Annotated in this window: 12 protein-coding genes; 10 read left to right on the top strand and 2 right to left on the bottom strand. The window is 71.1% G+C overall.

The genetic code is table 11. From position 1 onward, the window contains the following. The first annotated feature begins 131 nt into the window (after nt 1-131). Together rplK and rplA are read left to right on the top strand one after the other, a co-directional pair. Nucleotides 132-563, top strand: a complete 432-nt coding sequence (rplK, locus tag C3V41_RS07125; protein WP_106109692.1) for a 50S ribosomal protein L11 — start codon at nt 132-134, stop codon at nt 561-563. 117 nt (nt 564-680) lie between these two features. Continuing rightward, nucleotides 681-1,370, top strand: coding sequence for a 50S ribosomal protein L1 (gene rplA, locus C3V41_RS07120; protein WP_106109691.1), 690 nt, complete (start codon nt 681-683; stop codon nt 1,368-1,370). Between the two features lie 229 nt (nt 1,371-1,599). On the opposite strand, the gene C3V41_RS07115 is transcribed toward rplA, so the two are convergent. Beyond that, nucleotides 1,600-2,358, bottom strand: a complete 759-nt coding sequence (locus C3V41_RS07115) for a prepilin peptidase (RefSeq protein WP_106109690.1) — start codon at nt 2,356-2,358, stop codon at nt 1,600-1,602. Nucleotides 2,359-2,619: 261 nt separating this feature from the next. Between C3V41_RS07115 and rplJ the strand changes: the two genes are divergently transcribed. The 8 genes from rplJ (at nt 2,620) to C3V41_RS07075 (ending at nt 18,540) form a co-directional block, all read left to right on the top strand. Next, on the top strand, nt 2,620-3,141 hold the full coding sequence (rplJ, locus tag C3V41_RS07110) for a 50S ribosomal protein L10 (protein ID WP_106109689.1): 522 nt from the start codon (nt 2,620-2,622) through the stop codon (nt 3,139-3,141). Between the two features lie 63 nt (nt 3,142-3,204). Further along, nucleotides 3,205-3,588: a 50S ribosomal protein L7/L12 gene (gene rplL, locus C3V41_RS07105; protein ID WP_106109688.1), complete on the top strand. Its 384-nt coding sequence runs from the start codon at nt 3,205-3,207 to the stop codon at nt 3,586-3,588. 615 nt (nt 3,589-4,203) lie between these two features. After that, on the top strand, nt 4,204-7,725 hold the full coding sequence (gene rpoB / locus C3V41_RS07100; protein WP_106109687.1) for a DNA-directed RNA polymerase subunit beta: 3,522 nt from the start codon (nt 4,204-4,206) through the stop codon (nt 7,723-7,725). Nucleotides 7,726-7,821: 96 nt separating this feature from the next. Continuing rightward, nucleotides 7,822-11,841 carry a DNA-directed RNA polymerase subunit beta' gene (rpoC, locus tag C3V41_RS07095; RefSeq protein WP_106109686.1) on the top strand — a complete coding sequence of 1,340 codons (4,020 nt, stop codon included), beginning with the start codon at nt 7,822-7,824 and terminating at the stop codon, nt 11,839-11,841. A gap of 420 nt (nt 11,842-12,261) precedes the next feature. Further along, nucleotides 12,262-15,690 carry an FtsK/SpoIIIE domain-containing protein gene (locus tag C3V41_RS14195; RefSeq protein ID WP_106109685.1) on the top strand — a complete coding sequence of 1,143 codons (3,429 nt, stop codon included), beginning with the start codon at nt 12,262-12,264 and terminating at the stop codon, nt 15,688-15,690. Continuing rightward, complete coding sequence (locus tag C3V41_RS13410) at nt 15,687-16,244, top strand: hypothetical protein (protein ID WP_217350919.1); 558 nt, start codon at nt 15,687-15,689, stop codon at nt 16,242-16,244. Before C3V41_RS14195 ends, C3V41_RS13410 begins: the two co-directional genes overlap by 4 nt. Nucleotides 16,245-16,269: 25 nt before the next feature. Then, nucleotides 16,270-16,749, top strand: a complete 480-nt coding sequence (locus tag C3V41_RS07080) for a hypothetical protein (protein WP_217350918.1) — start codon at nt 16,270-16,272, stop codon at nt 16,747-16,749. 42 nt (nt 16,750-16,791) lie between these two features. Then, nucleotides 16,792-18,540, top strand: coding sequence for a hypothetical protein (locus C3V41_RS07075; protein WP_106109684.1), 1,749 nt, complete (start codon nt 16,792-16,794; stop codon nt 18,538-18,540). 16 nt (nt 18,541-18,556) lie between these two features. Here C3V41_RS07075 and C3V41_RS12835 read toward each other — a convergent pair whose 3' ends face one another. Then, nucleotides 18,557-19,036, bottom strand: coding sequence for a hypothetical protein (locus C3V41_RS12835; RefSeq protein ID WP_129591512.1), 480 nt, complete (start codon nt 19,034-19,036; stop codon nt 18,557-18,559). Nucleotides 19,037-19,637 lie beyond the last annotated feature (601 nt).

Genomic DNA, 19,637 nt, shown 5'->3' with positions numbered 1-19,637 from the left:
TGTGAGAACGCGCACGAGACCAGGGGTCCCGGTAGGAACGACGCCGTCCCAGGGGCTAGGCTTGCTCCTCGCGTGCGTCAGTGCGCGTCGTACGGCAGGCGTGCGACATCCGGACAGAAGAGGAACCCCACATGGCTCCCAAGAAGAAGGTCGTCGGGCTGATCAAGCTCCAGATCCAGGCCGGCCAGGCCAACCCCGCCCCGCCGATCGGCCCTGCCCTCGGTGCCAAGCAGGTCAACATTATGGAGTTCTGCAAGGCCTACAACGCGGCCACCGAGTCCCAGCGTGGCAGCGTCATCCCCGTGGAGATCACCGTCTACGAGGACCGCTCCTTCACCTTCATCACCAAGACCCCGCCGGCCGCCGAGCTCATCAAGAAGGCCGCGGGTGTCGCCAAGGGCTCCGCCACCCCGCACTCGACCAAGGTCGCCAGCCTCACGGCCGACCAGGTGCGCGAGATCGCCCAGACCAAGATGCCTGACCTCAACGCCAACGACCTTGAGGCCGCTACCAAGATCATTGCCGGGACCGCCCGCTCCATGGGCGTTACCGTCGAGGCCTGAGCCCGGCTACCGGCGGGTCCCCCGCGTCGCCCCGCCGGAGACGCCCCGAGAACCAGATGAGACAAAACGTGGAAGGGCCTCGCGCGGCCTGTTCACCACGACTGCAAGGAGAAGCAGATGACCAAGCGCTCTAAGGCCTACCGAGCCGCCGCTGAGAAGATCCAGTCCGGGATCCTCTACACCCCGGCCGAGGCCGCCAGGCTCGCCAAGGCCACGTCCACCACGAAGTTCGACTCCACCGTGGACGTCGTCCTGCGCCTGGGCGTGGACCCCCGTAAGGCCGACCAGATGGTCCGTGGCACCGTGTCCCTGCCGCACGGTACCGGTAAGACCGCCCGCGTCGTGGTCTTCGCCGCCGGTGAGCGGGCCGAGCAGGCCCTCGCCGCGGGCGCCGACGAGGTCGGCAGCGACGACCTCATTGCCAGGGTCGCAGCCGGCTGGACCGACTTCGACGCCGCCGTGGCCACCCCGGACCTCATGGGCAAGGTCGGCCGCCTGGGCCGCGTGCTCGGTCCCCGTGGCCTCATGCCCAACCCCAAGACCGGTACCGTGACCATGGACGTGGCCAAGGCCGTCACCGACATCAAGGGCGGACGCATTGAGTTCCGCGTCGACCGGGCCGCCAACCTGAACTTCGTGATCGGCAAGGTCTCCTTCACCGAGGCCCAGCTCGTGGAGAACCTCCAGGCCGCCCTGGAGGAGATCCTGCGTCTCAAGCCCTCGACATCCAAGGGTCGTTACATCCTCAAGGCCACTATGACCACTACTATGGGTCCTGGCATCCCCATGGACGTCACCAGGTCCTGAGCCCGGGCCTGCCCCGGGGCCGGCAGCCCAGCGCTCGTCTCGCCCCGGGCCCACAGACGTGGGCGGACCAGTCCACACACACCCCCTTTTTCCGCTCCTCGTGAGCCGACTGGTCCGTCCACACCGGCGGCGCCCCCACCTGCATGGGTGGGGGCGCCGTCATACGCCCGGCCTTGGGGCCGACGCCGGTGCGCGGATGCGTGGGGTACAGGGCATGGGGTGCGGGGCCTCATCCCAGCCCGGTCCCGGCCCACACCAGCCAGGCCCCCAGGAACAGGGGCGGGCCCAGCGGGACCGCGGTCCTGAGGGTGGCGCGTCGCGTCGCCACGAGGACCAGGGAGGCCAGGCCCCCCAGGACCATGCCCAGCGCCAGGCCCACGAAGGGCGCCTGCCAGGAGCTCAGGCACAGCCACGCCGAGAGCAGCGTGCTGAGCTTGACGTCGCCCATGCCCAGCCCCGTGCCCAGGGACGACAGGAGCCACATGAGCAGGCCGATGACCACCGCCGGCCATATGATCACCCCGCTCGCCCACAGCATCTGGCCCGGAGGCCTGTCCCAGAAGGAGCTGTGCGTCACGGCCTCGTGGCGGTCCAGCCGCGCCTTGGCCTCCAGGAAGTTCGTCAGGGTCAGCACCATGAAGATAAGGAGCCCGGCGCACGCACTCCCCCACGCGGCGGCCGCGCCCAGCAGGAGGTTGGGCAGGCGGTGGCAGGCCAGGTCCGTCAGGCAGGCGGGCACCAGGAAGACGACCAGCCCCAGGGGGAGGGTGACCAGGACGGCGGTGTCCCTGTGGTACGTGCCCACCACCAGGGTGGCGGTGCCCAGCAGGAGGGTGACGGGCATGGCCACCCCGACCTCCAGCGGCCAGGAGCGCTGGAGGACGCCGTGGGGCAGAGCGCCCGTGTAGCGCTGCGCGTAGCGCACCGCCCACCACGCCACCACCGTCCAGAGGGTGGCCAGGAGGGGGGAGAGGAGCATCCAGACCATGTGAGGAGTCTACCAATGCTGTGAGTGACGGCACTAGGGTGATCGGCTCTCGCGCCTTGCCGGGAACAGGGCGGTCCGCGTAGCCTGACAGGCGCCAAAGACCGCAGGTCTCCCACCCCGGTGGGACCAAGTCCGCTCAGGCGGGGCCCGCGCAGGTGAGACCAAGACCCCCTCCGGGATCCCCGGAGGCAGAGCCCTGTGCCACCGGCGCGGGGCTCTCTGCGTGGGTGGCCCCTGCGGCAGACCACGGAAGGAGGGCCTATGGCACGGCCTGAGAAGGAAGCAGCGATCGCTGCCCTGGCGGACAAGTTCCGCGGGTCCGGCGCCGTCCTGCTGACTGAGTACCGGGGACTGAGCGTGGCCCAGCTCAAGGCGCTGCGTCGTTCCCTCGGTGAGAACGCCGAGTACACCGTGGTGAAGAACACGCTTGCCGCGATCGCCGCCCGCCGCGTCGGGTTCGAGGCCTTCGCCCAGGATCTCAAGGGCCCCAGCGCCCTGGCCTTCGTCTCCGGTGAGCCGGTCGAGGCCGCCAAGGCCCTGCGTGACTTCGCCAAGGACAACAAGCAGCTCGTCATTAAGGGCGGCCTGATGGACGGCGACCTGCTGTCCGCCGAGGCCGTCGACCAGCTTGCCTCTCTGGAGTCCCGCGAGGTGCTGCTCGCCAAGGCTGCGGGTGCCATGAAGGCGTCCCTGTCCAAGGCCGCGTACCTCTTCGCCGCACCGGCCACCAAGGCCGTGCGTACCGTCGACGCCCTGCGCGAGAAGCAGGAGACCGCGGCCTGAAGCCGCCCGCGTCACCCACCACTGCCTGCACGCGCAGGAACAAACTAGGAAGGAACGCCCACTATGGCGAAGCTGACCACCGAAGAGCTCATTGAGCAGTTCAAGGAGCTCACCCTCATTGAGCTCGCCGAGTTCGTCAAGGCCTTTGAGGAGACCTTCGACGTGACCGCCGCCGCCCCGGTCGCCGCCGTGGCCGCCGCCGCCCCCGGCGCCGCCGCCGAGCCCGAGGAGGAGAAGACCGAGTTCGACGTCGTCCTCGAGAAGGCCGGCGACAAGAAGATCGGCGTCATCAAGGAGGTGCGCACCCTGACCTCCCTGGGCCTGAAGGAGGCCAAGGACCTCGTCGACAGCGCCCCCAAGGCCGTCCTGGAGGGCGTCAACAAGGAGACCGCCGAGAAGGCCAAGGCCCAGCTCGAGGGCGCCGGCGCCACCGTCACCCTCAAGTGAGACCCCTACGGCGTCACCACGGCGCCGCCCGGCGGTGCCACGCCCCAGCACCTGGTTGCCGGGGCTGACGCCGGGCACGCCGGGCACAAGGAGCCCCGCCCACCGTTATGGTGGGCGGGGTTCCCCGTGCGTGCCGGGGCTGGTGTCTGGCTCGCCGCCGGAATCCTCGGCCTCGCCGGAGGGCTCCCCGTGCGTACCGGGGTCGGTGCTGGCCGACGCCCAGCCCGCCACCACCGACGCCGGGCTCCCCGTGCGTGCAAGGTCGGTGGGTGGCTGCGGCGCGGGCGGCCAGGCGGGCCCACGGGGTCAGGGGCCGTACCGCCTGGCGGACCAACGGCACGGTCCCCACGTGCCCAGGCGGGGCGACGTCGGGCCAGGCGGGGTAGTATGAGCGAATGTGGTCAGAATCGCAAGCATGAGACGTACCCGGGCGTGGCTGGGTACACCTGACCCGTGTACGCTAGCGCTTTGCGTGCATTGTGCGTACTGGCGTGGGCTCACACCGCCCGGCGGAGGTCCGCGACCTCTGTGGGGCACGCCACGAGCGGTGGCTGAGCGTCGGTGCCCACCATTGTACGCGCAGTGTTCCTCGATTCTAGAGGGAAGGACCCCCTTTTGGCTGCCTCGAGCACCTCTGCACCTACCGCCGCCGACATCGCCGCACGTACCGCCTCGCGTCGCGTCAACTTCGCCAAGATCGCCGAGCCCATGCAGGCCCCCAACCTGCTGGGGCTCCAGACGGACAGCTTCGACTGGCTCGTAGGGAACTCGGCGTGGCGCGCCCGCGTGGACGCCGCCAACGCCGTGCGTCCCGGCTCCCTGCCCGAGACCTCGGGGCTGGAGGAGATCTTCTCCGAGATCTCCCCGATCGAGGACTTCGGGGAGACCATGGCGCTCTCCTTCCACGACCACCGCTTCGAGGAGCCGAAGTACACGGCCGAGGAGTGCCAGGAGAAGGATCTCACCTACTCCGCTCCCCTGTACGTCGTCGCGGATTTTGAGAACTTTGTCACGGGTGAGATCAAGTCCCAGACCGTCTTCATGGGTGACTTCCCGCTCATGACGGACAAGGGTACCTTCATTGTCAACGGCTCCGAGCGCGTCGTCGTCTCCCAGCTGGTGCGCAGCCCCGGCGTGTACTTTGAGCGGACCACCGAGAAGGCCACGGACAAGTACGTCCACAACGTCAAGTTCATCCCCTCGCGCGGCGCCTGGCTGGAGTTCGAGGTGGACAAGTCCGACCGCGTGGCCGTGCGCATCGACCGCAAGCGCAAGCAGGACGTCACCGTGTTCCTGCTGGCCCTGGGCCTGGACGAGGCCGAGATCCGCAAGGAGTTCGACGGCTACCCGGTGCTCACCGCCGCCCTGGACGAGGACCGCAAGATCACCACCCAGGACGAGGCCCTCCTGGACATCTACAAGAAGATCCGCCCCGGCGAGCCGCCCAGCGTGGAGGCCGGCCGCACCCTGCTGGAGAACTTCTACTTCAACCCCAAGCGCTACGACCTGGCCAAGGTCGGCCGCTACAAGATCAACAAGAAGCTGGGCCTGACCGCCGACCTGACCGAGTCGGTCCTGCGCATTGACGACATCACCACCGCCCTGCGCTACCTGCTGGCCCTCCACAGCGGCGTCAAGAGCATCGAGGGCGTGCGCAACGGCGAGGTCACCCAGATCCCCGTCGAGTACGACGACATCGACCACCTGGGCAACCGCCGTATCCGCGCCGTCGGAGAGCTCATCCAGGCCCAGGTGCGTACCGGCATGAGCCGCATGGAGCGCCAGGTGCGCGAGCGCATGACCACCCAGGACGTGGAGGCCATCACGCCCAACACCCTGATCAATATCCGCCCCGTGACGGCGGCCATCAAGGAGTTCTTCGGGACCAGCCAGCTGAGCCAGTTCATGGACCAGAACAACCCCCTGGCGGGCCTGACCCACAAGCGCCGTCTGAGCGCCCTGGGCCCCGGGGGCCTGTCGCGTGAGCGCGCCTCCATGGACGTGCGTGACGTCCACACCTCCCACTACGGGCGAATGTGCCCCATCGAGTCCCCCGAGGGCCCCAATATCGGCCTCATCGGCTCCCTGGCCACCTACGGGCGCATTAACCCCTTCGGCTTTATCGAGACCCCCTACCGGGTGGTCAGGGACGGGCGCGTCACCGACGAGACCCACTACCTGACGGCCGACGACGAGGACCGCCACGTCATCGCCCAGGCCAATGTCGCCCTGACCGCCGACGGGCACTTCGCCGAGAGCCACGTCCTGTGCCGGGTCACCGGCGGCGAGCCGGCCCTGGTCCCCGCCAGCCAGGTGGACCTCATGGACGTCTCCCCGCGCCAGATGGTCTCGGTGGGCACCTCCCTCATCCCCTTCCTGGAGCACGACGACGCCAACCGCGCCCTCATGGGCGCCAATATGCAGCGCCAGGCCGTGCCCCTCATCCGCCCCGACGCCCCCCTGGTGGGTACCGGCATGGAGCGGCGCACCGCCGTGGACGCCGGGGACGTGCTGGTGGCCACCAAGCCCGGCGTCGTCACCGAGGTCTGCGCCGACTTCGTGCGCGTGGCGAACGACGACGGCACCACCAAGGTCTACAAGGTCGCCAAGTTCCGCCGCTCCAACCAGGGCAACTGCTACAACCAGCGGGTCGTGGCCACCGAGGGCGAGCGGGTGGAGACCGGGTCCGTCCTGGCCGACGGCCCCGCCACCGCCGAGGGCGACCTGGCCCTGGGCCAGAACATGCTCGTGGCCTTTATGACCTGGGAGGGCCTGAACTACGAGGACGCCATTATCGTCTCCCAGCGCGTGGTCAGCGAGGACATGCTCACCTCGATCCACATTGAGGAGCACGAGGTGGACGCCCGCGACACCAAGCTGGGCGCCGAGGAGATCACCCGCGACATCCCCAACGTCAGCGAGGAGACCCTGGCCAACCTCGACGAGCGCGGCATTATCCGCATTGGCGCCGAGGTCCGCAGCGGCGACATCCTGGTGGGCAAGGTCACCCCCAAGGGGGAGACCGAGCTGACGAGCGAGGAGCGCCTGCTGCGCGCCATCTTCGGGGAGAAGGCCCGGGAGGTGCGTGACACCTCCCTGCGCGTGCCCCACGGCGAGTACGGCATCGTCATCGGCGTCCACGAGTTCGACGCCGCCTCCGACGACGCCGAGCTGCCCGCGGGCGTCAACCGCCTGGTGCGCGTCCACATCGCCCAGCGCCGCAAGATCACCGTGGGCGACAAGCTCTCCGGGCGCCACGGCAACAAGGGCGTCATCTCCAAGATCCTGCCCGTGGAGGACATGCCCTTCCTGGCCGACGGCACCCCGGTGGACGTCATCCTCAACCCCCTGGGCGTGCCCAGCCGCATGAACGTGGGCCAGATCCTCGAGCTCCACCTGGGCTGGGTGGCCTCCCGCGGCTGGGACGCCACCGCGGCCCGCGAGGCCGGTGAGGAGTGGGCCACCCGCCTGCCCGAGGCCGGGGTGTCCGCCGAGCCCCGCACCCCCGTGGCCACCCCCGTCTTCGACGGCGTGCGCGACGACGAGCTCATGGGCCTGCTGGACTCCACCCTGCCCAGCCCCGACGGGGTCCAGCTGGTGGCCCCCAACGGCAAGGCCCGCCTGTTCGACGGCCGCTCCGGGGAGCCCTTCCCCTACCCGGTCTCGGTGGGCTACATGTACATCCTCAAGCTGCACCACCTGGTGGACGACAAGATCCACGCCCGCTCCACGGGCCCCTACTCCATGATCACCCAGCAGCCCCTGGGTGGTAAGGCCCAGTTCGGCGGCCAGCGTTTCGGCGAGATGGAGGTGTGGGCCATGGAGGCCTACGGCGCCGCCCACGCCCTCCAGGAGATCCTCACCGTCAAGTCCGACGACGTCAACGGCCGGGTCAAGGTCTACGAGGCCATTGTCAAGGGCGAGGACATCCCCGAGCCCGGCATCCCGGAGTCCTTCAAGGTGCTCATGAAGGAGATGCAGTCCCTGTGCCTGAACGTCGAGGCCCTGGACGCCGAGGGCAGCGTCATCGGCCTGGACGACACCGACGACGACTCGCGCCGCGCCGCCGAGGAGCTCGGCTTCGACCTGGGCCGACGTCCGGGCGGGGCCACCGCCTCCACGATCGACGAGATCTGAGCGGGTCCTGCCCGCACCGGCGCCGGCGTCGCCCTGGAAGCACGACGCCACCGCGCCCCCACAACCTCATGAGCTGACACATCGGAAGTAGGAACTGTGCTCGACGCCAACGTCTTCGATCGCATCCAGCTCGGCCTGGCCACCGCGGAGGACATCAGGTCCTGGTCGCACGGCGAGGTCAAGAAGCCCGAGACCATTAACTACCGCACCCTCAAGCCGGAGAAGGACGGGCTCTTCTGCGAGAAGATCTTCGGTCCCACCCGGGACTGGGAGTGCGCCTGCGGGAAGTACAAGCGGGTGCGCTACAAGGGCATTGTCTGCGAGCGGTGCGGCGTGGAGGTCACCCGCTCCAAGGTGCGTCGTGAGCGCATGGCCCACATTAAGCTGGCCGCCCCGGTGACCCACATCTGGTACTTCAAGGGCGTGCCCTCGCGCCTGGGCTACCTGCTCAACCTGGCGCCCAAGGACCTGGAGAAGGTCATCTACTTCGCCGCCTACATGGTCACCGAGGTGGACGAGGAGGGCCGTCACGACGACCTGCCGAGCCTGCGCGCCGAGCTGGAGGTCAAGAAGAAGCACGTCCAGGAGGCCGGTGAGGCCGACGTCGAGGCCCGCCAGCGCCGCCTGGAGGAGGACCTGGCCGCCTCCGAGGCCGAGGGGGCCGACACCGCCCACCGCGACAAGCTCCGCAAGACCGCCGAGCGTGAGATCGGGGCCCTGCGTCGTAAGAATGCCCGGGTCCTGGAGCACATGGACCGGGTGTGGGACCGCTTCGTGAGCCTCAAGGTCGGTGACCTGGAGGGCGACGAGGTGCTCTACCGGGACATGAAGGCCGACTACGGCATCTACTTCGAGGGCGCCATGGGGGCCGAGGCCATCCAGGCCCGCCTGCGCGCCTTCGACCTGGACAAGGAGGCCGAGTCCCTGGCCGAGATCGTGGCGAGCGGCACCGGCCAGCGCAAGACCCGGGCCATTAAGCGCCTGAAGGTTATTAACGCCTTCCGCCTGACCGGCACCGCCCCGGAGTCCATGGTCCTGGACTCCATCCCGGTCATCCCCCCGGACCTGCGTCCCATGGTCCAGCTCGACGGCGGCCGCTTCGCCACGTCCGACCTCAACGACCTCTACCGTCGTGTCATTAACCGCAACAATCGTCTCAAGCGCCTCATGGAGCTGGAGGCCCCGACGATTATTGTCAACAATGAGAAGCGCATGCTCCAGGACGCCGTGGACGCCCTGTTCGACAACGGCCGGCGCGGCCGGCCCGTGACCGGGGTGGGCAACCGCCCCCTGAAGTCCCTGTCCGACATGCTCAAGGGCAAGCAGGGCCGCTTCCGCCAGAACCTCCTGGGCAAGCGGGTGGACTACTCGGGCCGAAGCGTCATCGTGGTGGGCCCCCAGCTGGCTTTGCACCAGTGCGGCCTGCCCAGCCAGATGGCCCTGGAGCTGTTCAAGCCCTTTGTCATGAAGCGGCTGGTGGAGCTCAAGGAGGCCCAGAACGTCAAGGCCGCCAAGCGCATGGTGGAGCGGGCCAACCCCAAGGTCTGGGACGTCCTGGCCGAGGTCATCCGCGAGCACCCGGTGCTGCTCAACCGCGCCCCCACCCTGCACCGCCTGGGCATCCAGGCCTTTGAGCCCCAGCTCATCGAGGGCAAGGCCATCCAGCTCCACCCCCTGGTGTGCGGCGCCTTCAACGCCGACTTCGACGGCGACCAGATGGCCGTGCACCTGCCCCTGGGCGCCGAGGCGCAGGCCGAGGCCCGCATCCTCATGCTGTCGAGCAACAACATCCTCAAGCCCTCCGACGGGCGGCCCGTGACCATGCCCAGCCAGGACATGATCATCGGCACCTACTACCTCACCCAGACGCCGGACCCCGACCTGGAGGTGGACAGGGACTCCCACGGCCAGGAGGTGGTGCCCGCCTTCTCCTCCTTCGCCGAGGCCGTCATGGCCCACGACTTCGGCCGCCTCGACGTCAACGCCACCTGCGACATCCGCTTCGAGGAGGGCATTACCGCCCCCGACGGCTGGGTGCCCCCCGCCAGCTGGCACGAGGGCGACCCGATCACCCTGCGCACCTCGCTGGGACGGGCCATCTTCAACACAGCGCTGCCCGAGACCTTCCCCTACGTCAACTACGTGGTGGACAAGAAGGCCCTGGGCAATATCGTCAACACGCTGGCGGAGTCCTACTCCCGCGTGGAGGTGGCGGCCTCCCTGGACGCCCTCAAGGCCAACGGCTTCTACTGGTCCACCTGGTCGGGTATCACCGTGGCCTTCGCCGACGTCGTCTCCCCGGCCTCCAAGCCCGAGATCCTCGCCCGCTACGAGGCCCAGGCGGCCAAGATCGAGGAGCAGTTCGTCGACGGCTTCCTGACCAAGAAGGACCGCCACACCGCGCTGATCAACATCTGGACCGATGCTACCGCCGAGGTCGCCCAGGCCATGCGGGACAACTTCCCGGCCCGTAACACCGTCTACCAGATGGTGGTCTCCGGGGCCCGCGGCAACTGGGACCAGATCCGCCAGCTGGCGGGCATGCGCGGCCTGGTGGCCGACCCCAAGCAGCGCCTCATTGAGCGCCCGATCAAGTCCAACTACCGCGAGGGCCTGAGCGTCCTGGAGTACTTCATCGCCACCCACGGGGCCCGCAAGGGCCTGGCGGACACGGCGCTGCGCACCGCCGACTCCGGGTACCTGACCCGCCGCCTGGTGGACGTCTCCCAGGACGTCATTGTGCGCGAGGAGGACTGCGGCACCCGCAAGGGCCTGACCAAGCGCATCTTCTCCTGGCGGAAGATGCACGAGCCCTCCGAGGAGGAGGCGGCCCGGGGCGTCGAGGCCTACCCGGTCCCGGCCGATCCGCAGGACGAGGGCGCCTTCAAGCACCCCAGCGAGATCCTGGGCACCACGGTGTTCGGCACCACGCTGGCCCGCAACGCCGTGGACGCCGCGGGCAACGTGGTCATCCCCGCCGGCACCGACCTGGGCGACGAGGAGATCCGGGCCGCCATCGACGCCGGTATCGAGGAGATCGCCGTGCGCTCGGTGCTGACCTGCGACTCCACCGTGGGCACCTGCGCCGCCTGCTACGGCCGCTCCCTGGCCACCGGCAAGCGGGTGGACATCGGCGAGGCCGTGGGCATTATCGCCGCCCAGTCCATTGGCGAGCCGGGCACGCAGCTGACCATGCGCACCTTCCACACCGGTGGTGCGGCCGGCGCCGCCGACATCACCCAGGGTCTGCCCCGCGTCCAGGAGCTCTTCGAGGCCCGCACCCCCAAGGGCGAGGCTGCCGTGGCCGAGGTCGCCGGCACCCTGGCCATTGAGGACGACGACGAGGGCAAGCGCCTGGTCATTAAGCGTGAGGACGGCGAGGAGGACGTGGTCATCCCCGTCTCGCGCCGCCAGCGCCTGCTGGTGATCGGCGGCGTCCACGTCGAGCCCGGGCAGGCCCTCACCGAGGGGCCGGTGGACCCCAAGAAGATCCTGCGCCTGCGGTCCGTGGGCGACACCCAGCGCCACCTCGTCAACGAGGTCCAGGAGGTCTACCGCTCCCAGGGCGTGGACATCCACTCCAAGCACATTGAGGTCATTGTGCGCCAGATGATGCGCCGCGTGACCGTGTTGGACCCCGGTGACACCGACCTCCTCCAGGGCGACCTGGTGGACGTCATGACCTACCGGGCCGAGAACCGCCGGGTCATGGCCGAGGGCGGCAAGACGGCGTCGGGGCGCACCGAGCTCATGGGGATCACCAAGGCCTCCCTGGCCACGGACTCCTGGCTGAGCGCGGCCTCCTTCCAGGAGACCACGCGGGTGCTCACCGAGGCCGCTATGAACGGCAAGTCCGACCCGCTGCTGGGCCTGAAGGAGAACGTCATCCTGGGCAAGCTCATCCCCGCCGGGACGGGCCTGGCCCGCTACTCCGACATCGAGGTGGAGCCCACCGAGGAGGTCAAGACGGCGCTCCTCACCCGCGTGGTGACCTCCCAGGAGATGTTCACCGGCGATGGGGTGCCCCTGGACGACGTGCCCTACGAGGGGGAGTTCCGGACGGAGTTCCCCAACGAGTTCCACGCCGACTTCTCCGAGGAGGACCACCGGGTCTGAGCCGGGCGGCCCGGTACGCCGGCCTGAGGCCGTGGTGGGGGCGGCAGACGATCCCGTCTGCCGCCCCCACCCGTGTACCTACCCGGTGGGGCCGTGGAGGCGTACCCGCGGCCGCCCCGGCCCCACGCTGGTGGGGGACCCTGGTGAGGCCGTGGAGGCAGCGGGCGGGGCGGTGGGCTGCCGACCGGCCCCGGCGGGGTGTTGGCCTGAGGACGAGTTCCTCGACGGGCCCATGCGCCAGGGACCAAGGTCCGAAAGCGCGCAGGATACAGGAACTTGTACCGCCGCGACACCCCGCATCCCATCGCCCTGCTCACAGCGGTGTAACCTGCCTCAGAAGCCCCCGCCCTGGACCGCCCCGCCAGGCCCTGCCGCCTGCGGGCTCCCTCGGCCGCCAACCCCTCATCCCCAAGGTCCTTTATGAGCCCGAGATCCTCCCAACGCCGTGTCATTGTCACCGGGACGCCGGTCTCCCACGCGCCCCTGCCCCAGGGGGCTCCCACCCCGCCCCCCGGTGCCCCGCGCACGGCACCTCCGGGCCCCGTGCAGCCCCCGGCGCAGGCGGCGCCCGCGCTCAGCGCCACCCGCCTGGCCCAGATGCGCCAGGACGCCCAGGCGCGCACCCAGGACGTCCTGCGCCGTGCCCAGGTCGTGCACGACGCCGCCGCCGACCTGCGCGCCCGGGACCTGGAGGGCCTGGACGCCCAGGCCACCGCCCTCCAGCAGCGTATTGAGGGCGAGCGGCGAGCGCGCCGCGCCCAGGCCGACCAGGCGGCGCAGGCCGAGTGGCAGGCCGCGAGCACCGCCCTGCGCTCCCTGGTCACCGAGCTGGCCCCCGGTGTGGCGGGCAGCCCCCTGGACGCCAGCACGCAGGCCGACGCCAGCACGCAGGCCGACCCGGCCCGGTTCCTGCGGGTGGGTACGGCCCGGCTCCCCGGCCAGGGCTCCCCGGCCGGCACGTCTGGCACGGCTGGCCCGGCCGTCTCGCCCAGCCCGGCTGGTCCGGCCCGCTCGCCCGGCCCGGCCCGAGACGGGGCCGTGGGTGAGGCGACCGCGGAGTCGGTGGCGGCCCTGGCCCCGTTCCTGTGCCGCAGCCACTGGCACCTCTCCGGCTCCACCCGCCAGGCCCAGGAGCTGGTGCTCTCCGCCCTGACCCGCGTCATCGGGCAGGTCCCCCTCAAGCACCTGCGTGTCCTCGTCTTCGACCCCCGCGTCACCGGCGTCGTCGGGCCCCTCAGCCCGCTGCGGGCCGCCTCCGGGACGTCCTTCCCGCCCCCCGTGGCCGATCCCGGGGCCCTGGTCGCCGCCCTGCGACAGGCCCTGGAGGCCACCACGCAGAACGCCGAGCGCATTGCCGTGGCCGGTGCCAGGGACCTGCTGGACCTGTGGCGCCGGGAGGGCGAGGCCAGTGGCGTCCTGACCGTCGTGGTGCTCCTGGACCACCCCTACTGCGTGGACGACCAGCTGAGCCGGGTCCTGAAGCAGGTGGCCGCCATGAGCCCGGCATCGGGCCTGCACCTGGTGGTCCAGTCCGACCCCGCCTACGGCCCCCCGCAGGTGCCGCCGGGCCCCTGGCTGGCCCTGTGCGCCCAGGACGGCTGCTGGCAGGTCCCCGGCCTGCCGGGTAGCGTCCGCGTCGCCCACGACGGCGCCCCCGCCCTGGACGCCGTCGAGCACGTCATCCGCCAGGCCGTGCAGCGCAGCCGCAGCGTCACCGGACCCAGGATCCCCCTGGTGGAGCTCATTGGCGACGACATGGAGCGTCCCTGGACGGGCTCCTCGCGCGACAGCCTGGAGGCGGTGGTCGGGCGGGTCGGGCGCGAGCCGCTGGTGCTCTCCCTGCGCACCGAGAACCCACCGCACCCCAACCTCCTCATTGGCGGCGCCGTGGGGCAGGGGAAGTCCAACCTCCTGCTGGACATTGTCTACTCCCTCGCGGTGAGGTACCCGCCCGAGGAGCTCACCATGCTCCTGCTGGACTACAAGCGCGGCCTGGAGTTCGCGCGCTTCGCCCCGGACGAGGACGGGCAGAACTGGCTGCCCCACGTCTCGGTGCTCTCTCTGGAGTCCGACCAGGAGTTCGGCGTCGCGGTCCTGGACTACGTGCGCCAGGAGCTTGAGCGGCGCTCAGAGCTGTTCAAGGACGCCGGGGCCAGCTCCATCGTCGCCTACCGCCGGACCACCGGTGAGGTCATGCCCCGCATGCTGGTCATCATCGACGAGTTCCACGTCATGTTCGAGGGCGACGACGACCTGGTCGACCAGGCGGTGGCGATCACCGAGACCATTGCCAAGCAGGGGCGCGCCTACGGCATCCACCTGCTCCTGGCCTCCCAGACGGTCTCGGGGATATCGGGCCTGCGCGCCAAGGGCGACTCCATCTTCGCCCAGTTCCCCCTGCGTATGTCCCTGAAGAACACGGCCCAGGAGTCCGAGGCCATCCTGTCCCAGCACAACCGCGCCGCCGCCGAGCTGACCTACCGCGGTGAGGTGGTCCTCAACCGCAACTTCGGCCACGACCCGGCGGGATCCAACGTGCGGGGCACCGCCGCCTGGGCCCAGAGCGAGGTCATGGCCGTCCTCCAGCAGGGCCTGTGGTCCCGCGGGCACGCCGCGCCTCCCCTGGTGTTCCTGGGCGCCGAGGAGGCGCGCTGGCCGACGGCGCACCTGGAGCGCCTCCGGGGGACCGGCACGCCGAGCGCGCCCAGGCTGTGGCTGGGGCGCCCCGTGGCGGTCAGTGACGCCCCGAGCGTCCTGGAGCTGGACACCGACGTCGACCAGGGTGTGGTGCTGGTCGGCTCGGGGGAGGAGCTGGCCGGGGCCGTCATGGGCTCGGCGGTCCTGACGGCGCTGGCCACCACGCCGCAGGAGGCATCCCTGCTGGTCCTGACCGGGCTCGACCAGCTCCCCGGGCGCCTGGAGGCCGCCGTGGACGCCTGGCGGCAGGCCGGACGCGGCGTGCGCGTGGTGGGGCGCACCGATGTCGCCCGGGTGCTGGTGGAGGAGGTCGCCCCGCTCCTGGCCGACGGCGTGCCCCACCCGATGCTCGTGGTGGGCGTGGGCCTCCAGCGGGTGGTCGGTATGAGCCGCCCCTACCAGGCGCCCGCCACCGCGCCGGCGGACTCGGTGGGGACCGCGGTGGGAACCGTGGCGCCCGCGGACTCGGCGGCGGGGGCCTCGCTGGCGGACTCGGCGGTGGGGGCCTCAGGCGCCGCGCCGGGGCCGGGGACCGCAGCACTGGGGCCGGGGACTACGGCACCGGGGAGCGGGGACCTGGCGGCGCCGTCGCCCGCGGTGGACCCCCTGGGGCCGGCGGACACCACGGAGCCGGACTGGGACGCCCTGGCGGCCGGGATCGACCTGGGCGCCGGCGGCTGGGAGGGCACGGGGGCGGGCGCCCTCGGGCTGGCGCCGGAGCCGGTGACACCGGCCTCGGTGCTCCAGCGGGTGTTCACCGACGGCGGCCTCCAGCAGGTGTTCGCCCTCGGGTGGTGGACGACCCTGCGCGCCATGGGACGTGACCTGGGCCAGTACCAGCGTCCCGGGGTCCGCGCCACGGTCCTGCTGCGTCTGGGCCTGGCCGACCTGCGCGAGCTCACCGGCCCGCACACCAGGCCCCTGGGCCGCGGGCCGCGGGTCGGGCTGCTGGACCACGCCAGTGACGCCGAGATGCAGGTCCTGGTGCCCCTGGCGGCACCGGACGCCTCGGTGGTGGCGGAGCTCGTCGGACAGGGCGCCCGAGGACCGGGCCCGGGTGCCGGCCAGGACGCCGGGGGACCGGACCAGGGTGCCGGGCAGCCCTCCCCGGTCGGTACCCAGCGCCCCGGCGGGCAGGAGGACGTGGCATGAGCGGCTACCAGGACTACCTCGACGCGCTGGAGGTGCTGGGCAGCGCGGCCGAGCGTGCCGCCCGGGCACGGGATCAGGCCGGTGACTACGGGCGTGACGACCTGCGCCACGCTGCCATGGACCGCCGGGAGCACGAGCAGGAGTGGGACCGGATCCTCACGGAGACCACCCACCTGTCCCGCTCGGCCCAGACCCTGGCGCGCTCCCACGGCCTGCCGGTGGCCGAGGCCGCCGAGGCGCCTGGTGTCCCGGCTGACCCGCCCAGGGACCTGGCCGGGTGCGGGCGTGCCGTGCGCGGCCTGCGGGCGGACCTGAACGCGGCCCAGGAGCTCTGGCGCGGGGTCGATACCGCCCAGGTCCCTGCGGCTCCGGCACCGCCCGCCCCTCCCACGGCCCCGCCCGCGCCGCTCTCACCGGCGCCGGCCCCGCCTGAGCCGGTCCCGCCCGCACCGCGCGCCGAGCCCGCCCCGGCACCGGCCTCCCTGACCCTAAAACTTGTCCTTGCCGTCGTCCTGGTCATTGCCGTGGTGTGCGGGATAATCGCGTTCGCGTGACACCACCTGCTACGAGAGAGTCACCGTGAGCCCCCAGAAACGTCGTCTGATCCAGGTCGGTCCCCAGCCGGTCAGCCTCCAGCCGGTCAGCCTGGCCCCCGACACCGTCCCCGCCCAGACGCTCCAGCGCCCGCCCTCCGCCCTGGAGCGGCGTCGTCGCCGTGAGCCCCGCCCGGGCGAGCTCCTACAGGCCGTGCGGAACCTGGACCTGACGCAGGACGCCGCCTACCGCGCCGAGCTCACCGAGTGGATCGATAACGCCTACACCGAGCGGATGGGCGGGGTGCTCCTGGGCCTGTTCGCCCGGTGCCACCTGGGGCCGCCCTACGTCGACCACCGCCTGACCGTGGTCGGCCACATCCTGGAGCACTACCGTCCCACGGACATTGTCCCCCCGCCCTTTGACGCCGCTCGTACCCTGGCCCAGTCGCCGGTCTACGAGTACGTCGAGGTCTACTCCGACGGCGATATCATCCCCGTCCTCGCTGACGGCTCCGTCTCCTGATACTCCACACCCTCCCTGCCCCACCCACTGAAAGGACACCTCATGGCGGACGGATATATTGACCTAAGTCCCATTGTCAACGCTATTGAACATGTCGGCGACAATGTCTCGCTCATTGGCAACGACCTTGAAAGGGTCAGTGACAATATCCAGGTCATTGACGGCAAGCTGAGCAGCACCCAGGAGGAGCTGGCCGACCTGCGGCGCAGGTTCGAGGAGTACGTGGAGCAGGCCGAGCGCACCGCCAACGTCCAGCGGGCCGAGACCAAGGTCGGCACCCTCAAGGCCGACCTGGAGCGCGAGTTCGGCCACTACAAGGTGGTGCGCCGCTCCAGCGTCGGGCTGCTCCAGGCCTTTGACGTGGGCAACGTCTCGGAGTCCACGGCCAGCCAGGTCAGCGAGGAGCTCATGATCCAGACGCCCCGCTACTGGCTCGCCCCGGCCCTGGTGGCGCTGGCCGCCTGGTCGCGGGACGACGAGGAGGTCTGCAAGCGCTCCGTGACGGAGGCCTACGCCCGCAGCCAGGCCAAGACCGCGCTCTTCTTCGCCCTGGTCCTGCGCCGCCAGGGCCGGGAGGCCGAGTCGGCGCGGTGGCTGCGCCACTACCTGGCCGCCTGCGACCCGCAGGCGCTGACCCGTGAGTTCGCGGTCATCCTGGAGGCCGCCTCCCAGGGGCAGTTCGGCCCCCACGGCACGGCCCTGGTGCGCGCCCAGCTGAGTGACTGGACCACCCACCTGCGCACGGACGACAAGGTCGTGGCCGAGCAGGTGCGCAGGTGGCAGCAGGAGATCGGCCTGTGCCAGGGCGTCCTGGACCCCGCCGAGGCGAAGATGCTGCGCCGCCTGACCCCGCCGCCGAGCTTTGCCCGGGTCAAGGCCCAGGCCGAGGCGGTGACCGCGCTCAGTGCCTGCGCGAGGAAGTACGAGGCCATTAAGGACTCCGAGTTCACCTCCGGCGGGGTCATCTCCAGCCTCCTGGACGACCTGCTCATCCAGCTGGTCACGGAGTACGACGACGAGGAGCTGCCCCTGACCCGTGAGGTCGCCTACCAGGACGCCATTATCGACACCGGCGGCGACCTGGACCGGGCCCGGGTCAAGGCGGACCAGGAGATCTCCGTGCTCGACGAGCGGGTGGACGCGGTGACGCTCCAGACCAACGCGGCGATCGCCCCCGACTCCCTGGGGGTGTCGGTACGCACCCAGCAGGTGGCCATCGGCGCGGGCAAGGAGGACTTCCGTACGGCGGTCAGGGCCTACACCAAGAAGTACCGCATGGAGCACGTGTCCAACGTGCCGCTCAACCTCGCCCCGGACCACCACGCCACCGCGCAGAACATGGGGTTCCCCGGTTTCTCCACCTCGACGGAGGTCGATGAGAACGTCATGGCCACGCAGCTGCGCCAGGTGTGGGAGCAGACCTTCGCCGACTACATCCACCAGGTGTCGTTCAAGAACTCGCAGATGGTCCTGCCCATTGCCGTCGCCCTCGGCGTCTCCCTCCTGTTCCTTCTCGTGAACCGGGTCGCCGGGGTCCTCGTCATGCTCGTGGCCGGGGGCGTGGCGGCCTTCGTGATTATGCAGATGCAGAAGCAGGCGCGCGACCGGGTCAATAAGGCTGTCGCGGTCAAGGAGGCGGCCTACATGAAGTCCTTCACCATGCTCCAGGACGCGCGCGCGGAGTTCGAGGACCTGGAGATGCTCTACGAGGAGCGGGACGCGGACGAGGACGAGCTCCTGCGTGTGATTGACGTGTGGCCCGACGGGGACAACAGCAAGAAGGAGAACTGACCATGACCGACACGCCTCAGGGCACCACCCCTGCCGACGTACCCACCTCCTCCGCGGTCTCCCCCGCGGCGGCCTCCACGCCTGTCCCCTCCGCGCCCTCGGCGGACTCCGCGGGCTCGGTGCCCGTCCCCTCGGCGCCCCCTATCCCGGCCACGGCGGTGCCGGTGGCCCCGGGGTCCACGTCCTCGGCGGACTCCGCCACCGGGGACCTGGTGGACGCCGTGCCGACCTCGCTGCCGTCGTCGGGCACCGCGGCCTCGGCCTCCTCGCCTGCCGCGCCCCTGGTCACGGCGGCCTCCGTGCCCGCTGCACCCGCTGCACCCGCTGCGCCGGTGCCGACGCCGCCGGTGCCTGCTGCGGGCGTGCCGACGCCGCCGGTGCCTGCGCCCCCGACGCCCGCGTCTTCCGGGGCCCAGGCTCCGGTGGCGTCCGCCCCTGGTGCCTCCCCGGTGCCTGCGTCCTCGGCCGCCTCGGCCCCTACTGTCGTGCTGCCCACGGGTATGCCACCCGTGCCGCCGCCCCCTATGCCAGCTGGGCCGGTGCCAGCGCCCCCGGCGGCCTCGGTGCCTGCTGCTCCCGCTGCTCCTGCTGCGCCGGTGCCCGCGCCTCCGGTGCCTGCGCCTTCCGGGGTTCAGGCTCCGGTGGCGTCCGCCCCTGGTGCCTCCTCGGTGCCTGCGGCCTCGGGCTCCTCGGCCCCTACTGTTGTGCTGCCCACGGGTATGCCGCCCGTGCCGCCGCCTCCTGTGCCGGCTGGGCCGGTGCCCGCGCCGCCGGCGGCCTCGGTGCCCGCTGCTCCTGCTGCGCCGGTGCCCGTGCCGCCGGTGCCTGCGCCTCCGACGCCTGCGCCTGCGCCCGCTGGGCCGGTGCCCGCGCCGCCGGTGCCTGCCTCTGGTGCGTTCCCGGTCTCCGCGGCCTCGGCTCCCGCCGTCTCTGCCCCGTCGGCCCCGCCCGTCTCTGCCCCGTCGGCACCCACCGGGGCGGTGCCCGTGGTGCCAGCGGCCTCCGCGCCTGCGCCCGCTGGGCCGGTGCCCGCGCCGCCGGTGCCTGCCTCTGGTGCGTTCCCGGTCTCCGCGGCCTCGGCTCCCGCCGTCTCTGCC

The sequence above is a fragment of the Actinomyces sp. oral taxon 897 genome (assembly GCF_002999235.1).
Classification (GTDB): domain Bacteria; phylum Actinomycetota; class Actinomycetes; order Actinomycetales; family Actinomycetaceae; genus Actinomyces.
This window is presented reverse-complemented; position numbering and strand designations above follow the sequence as displayed.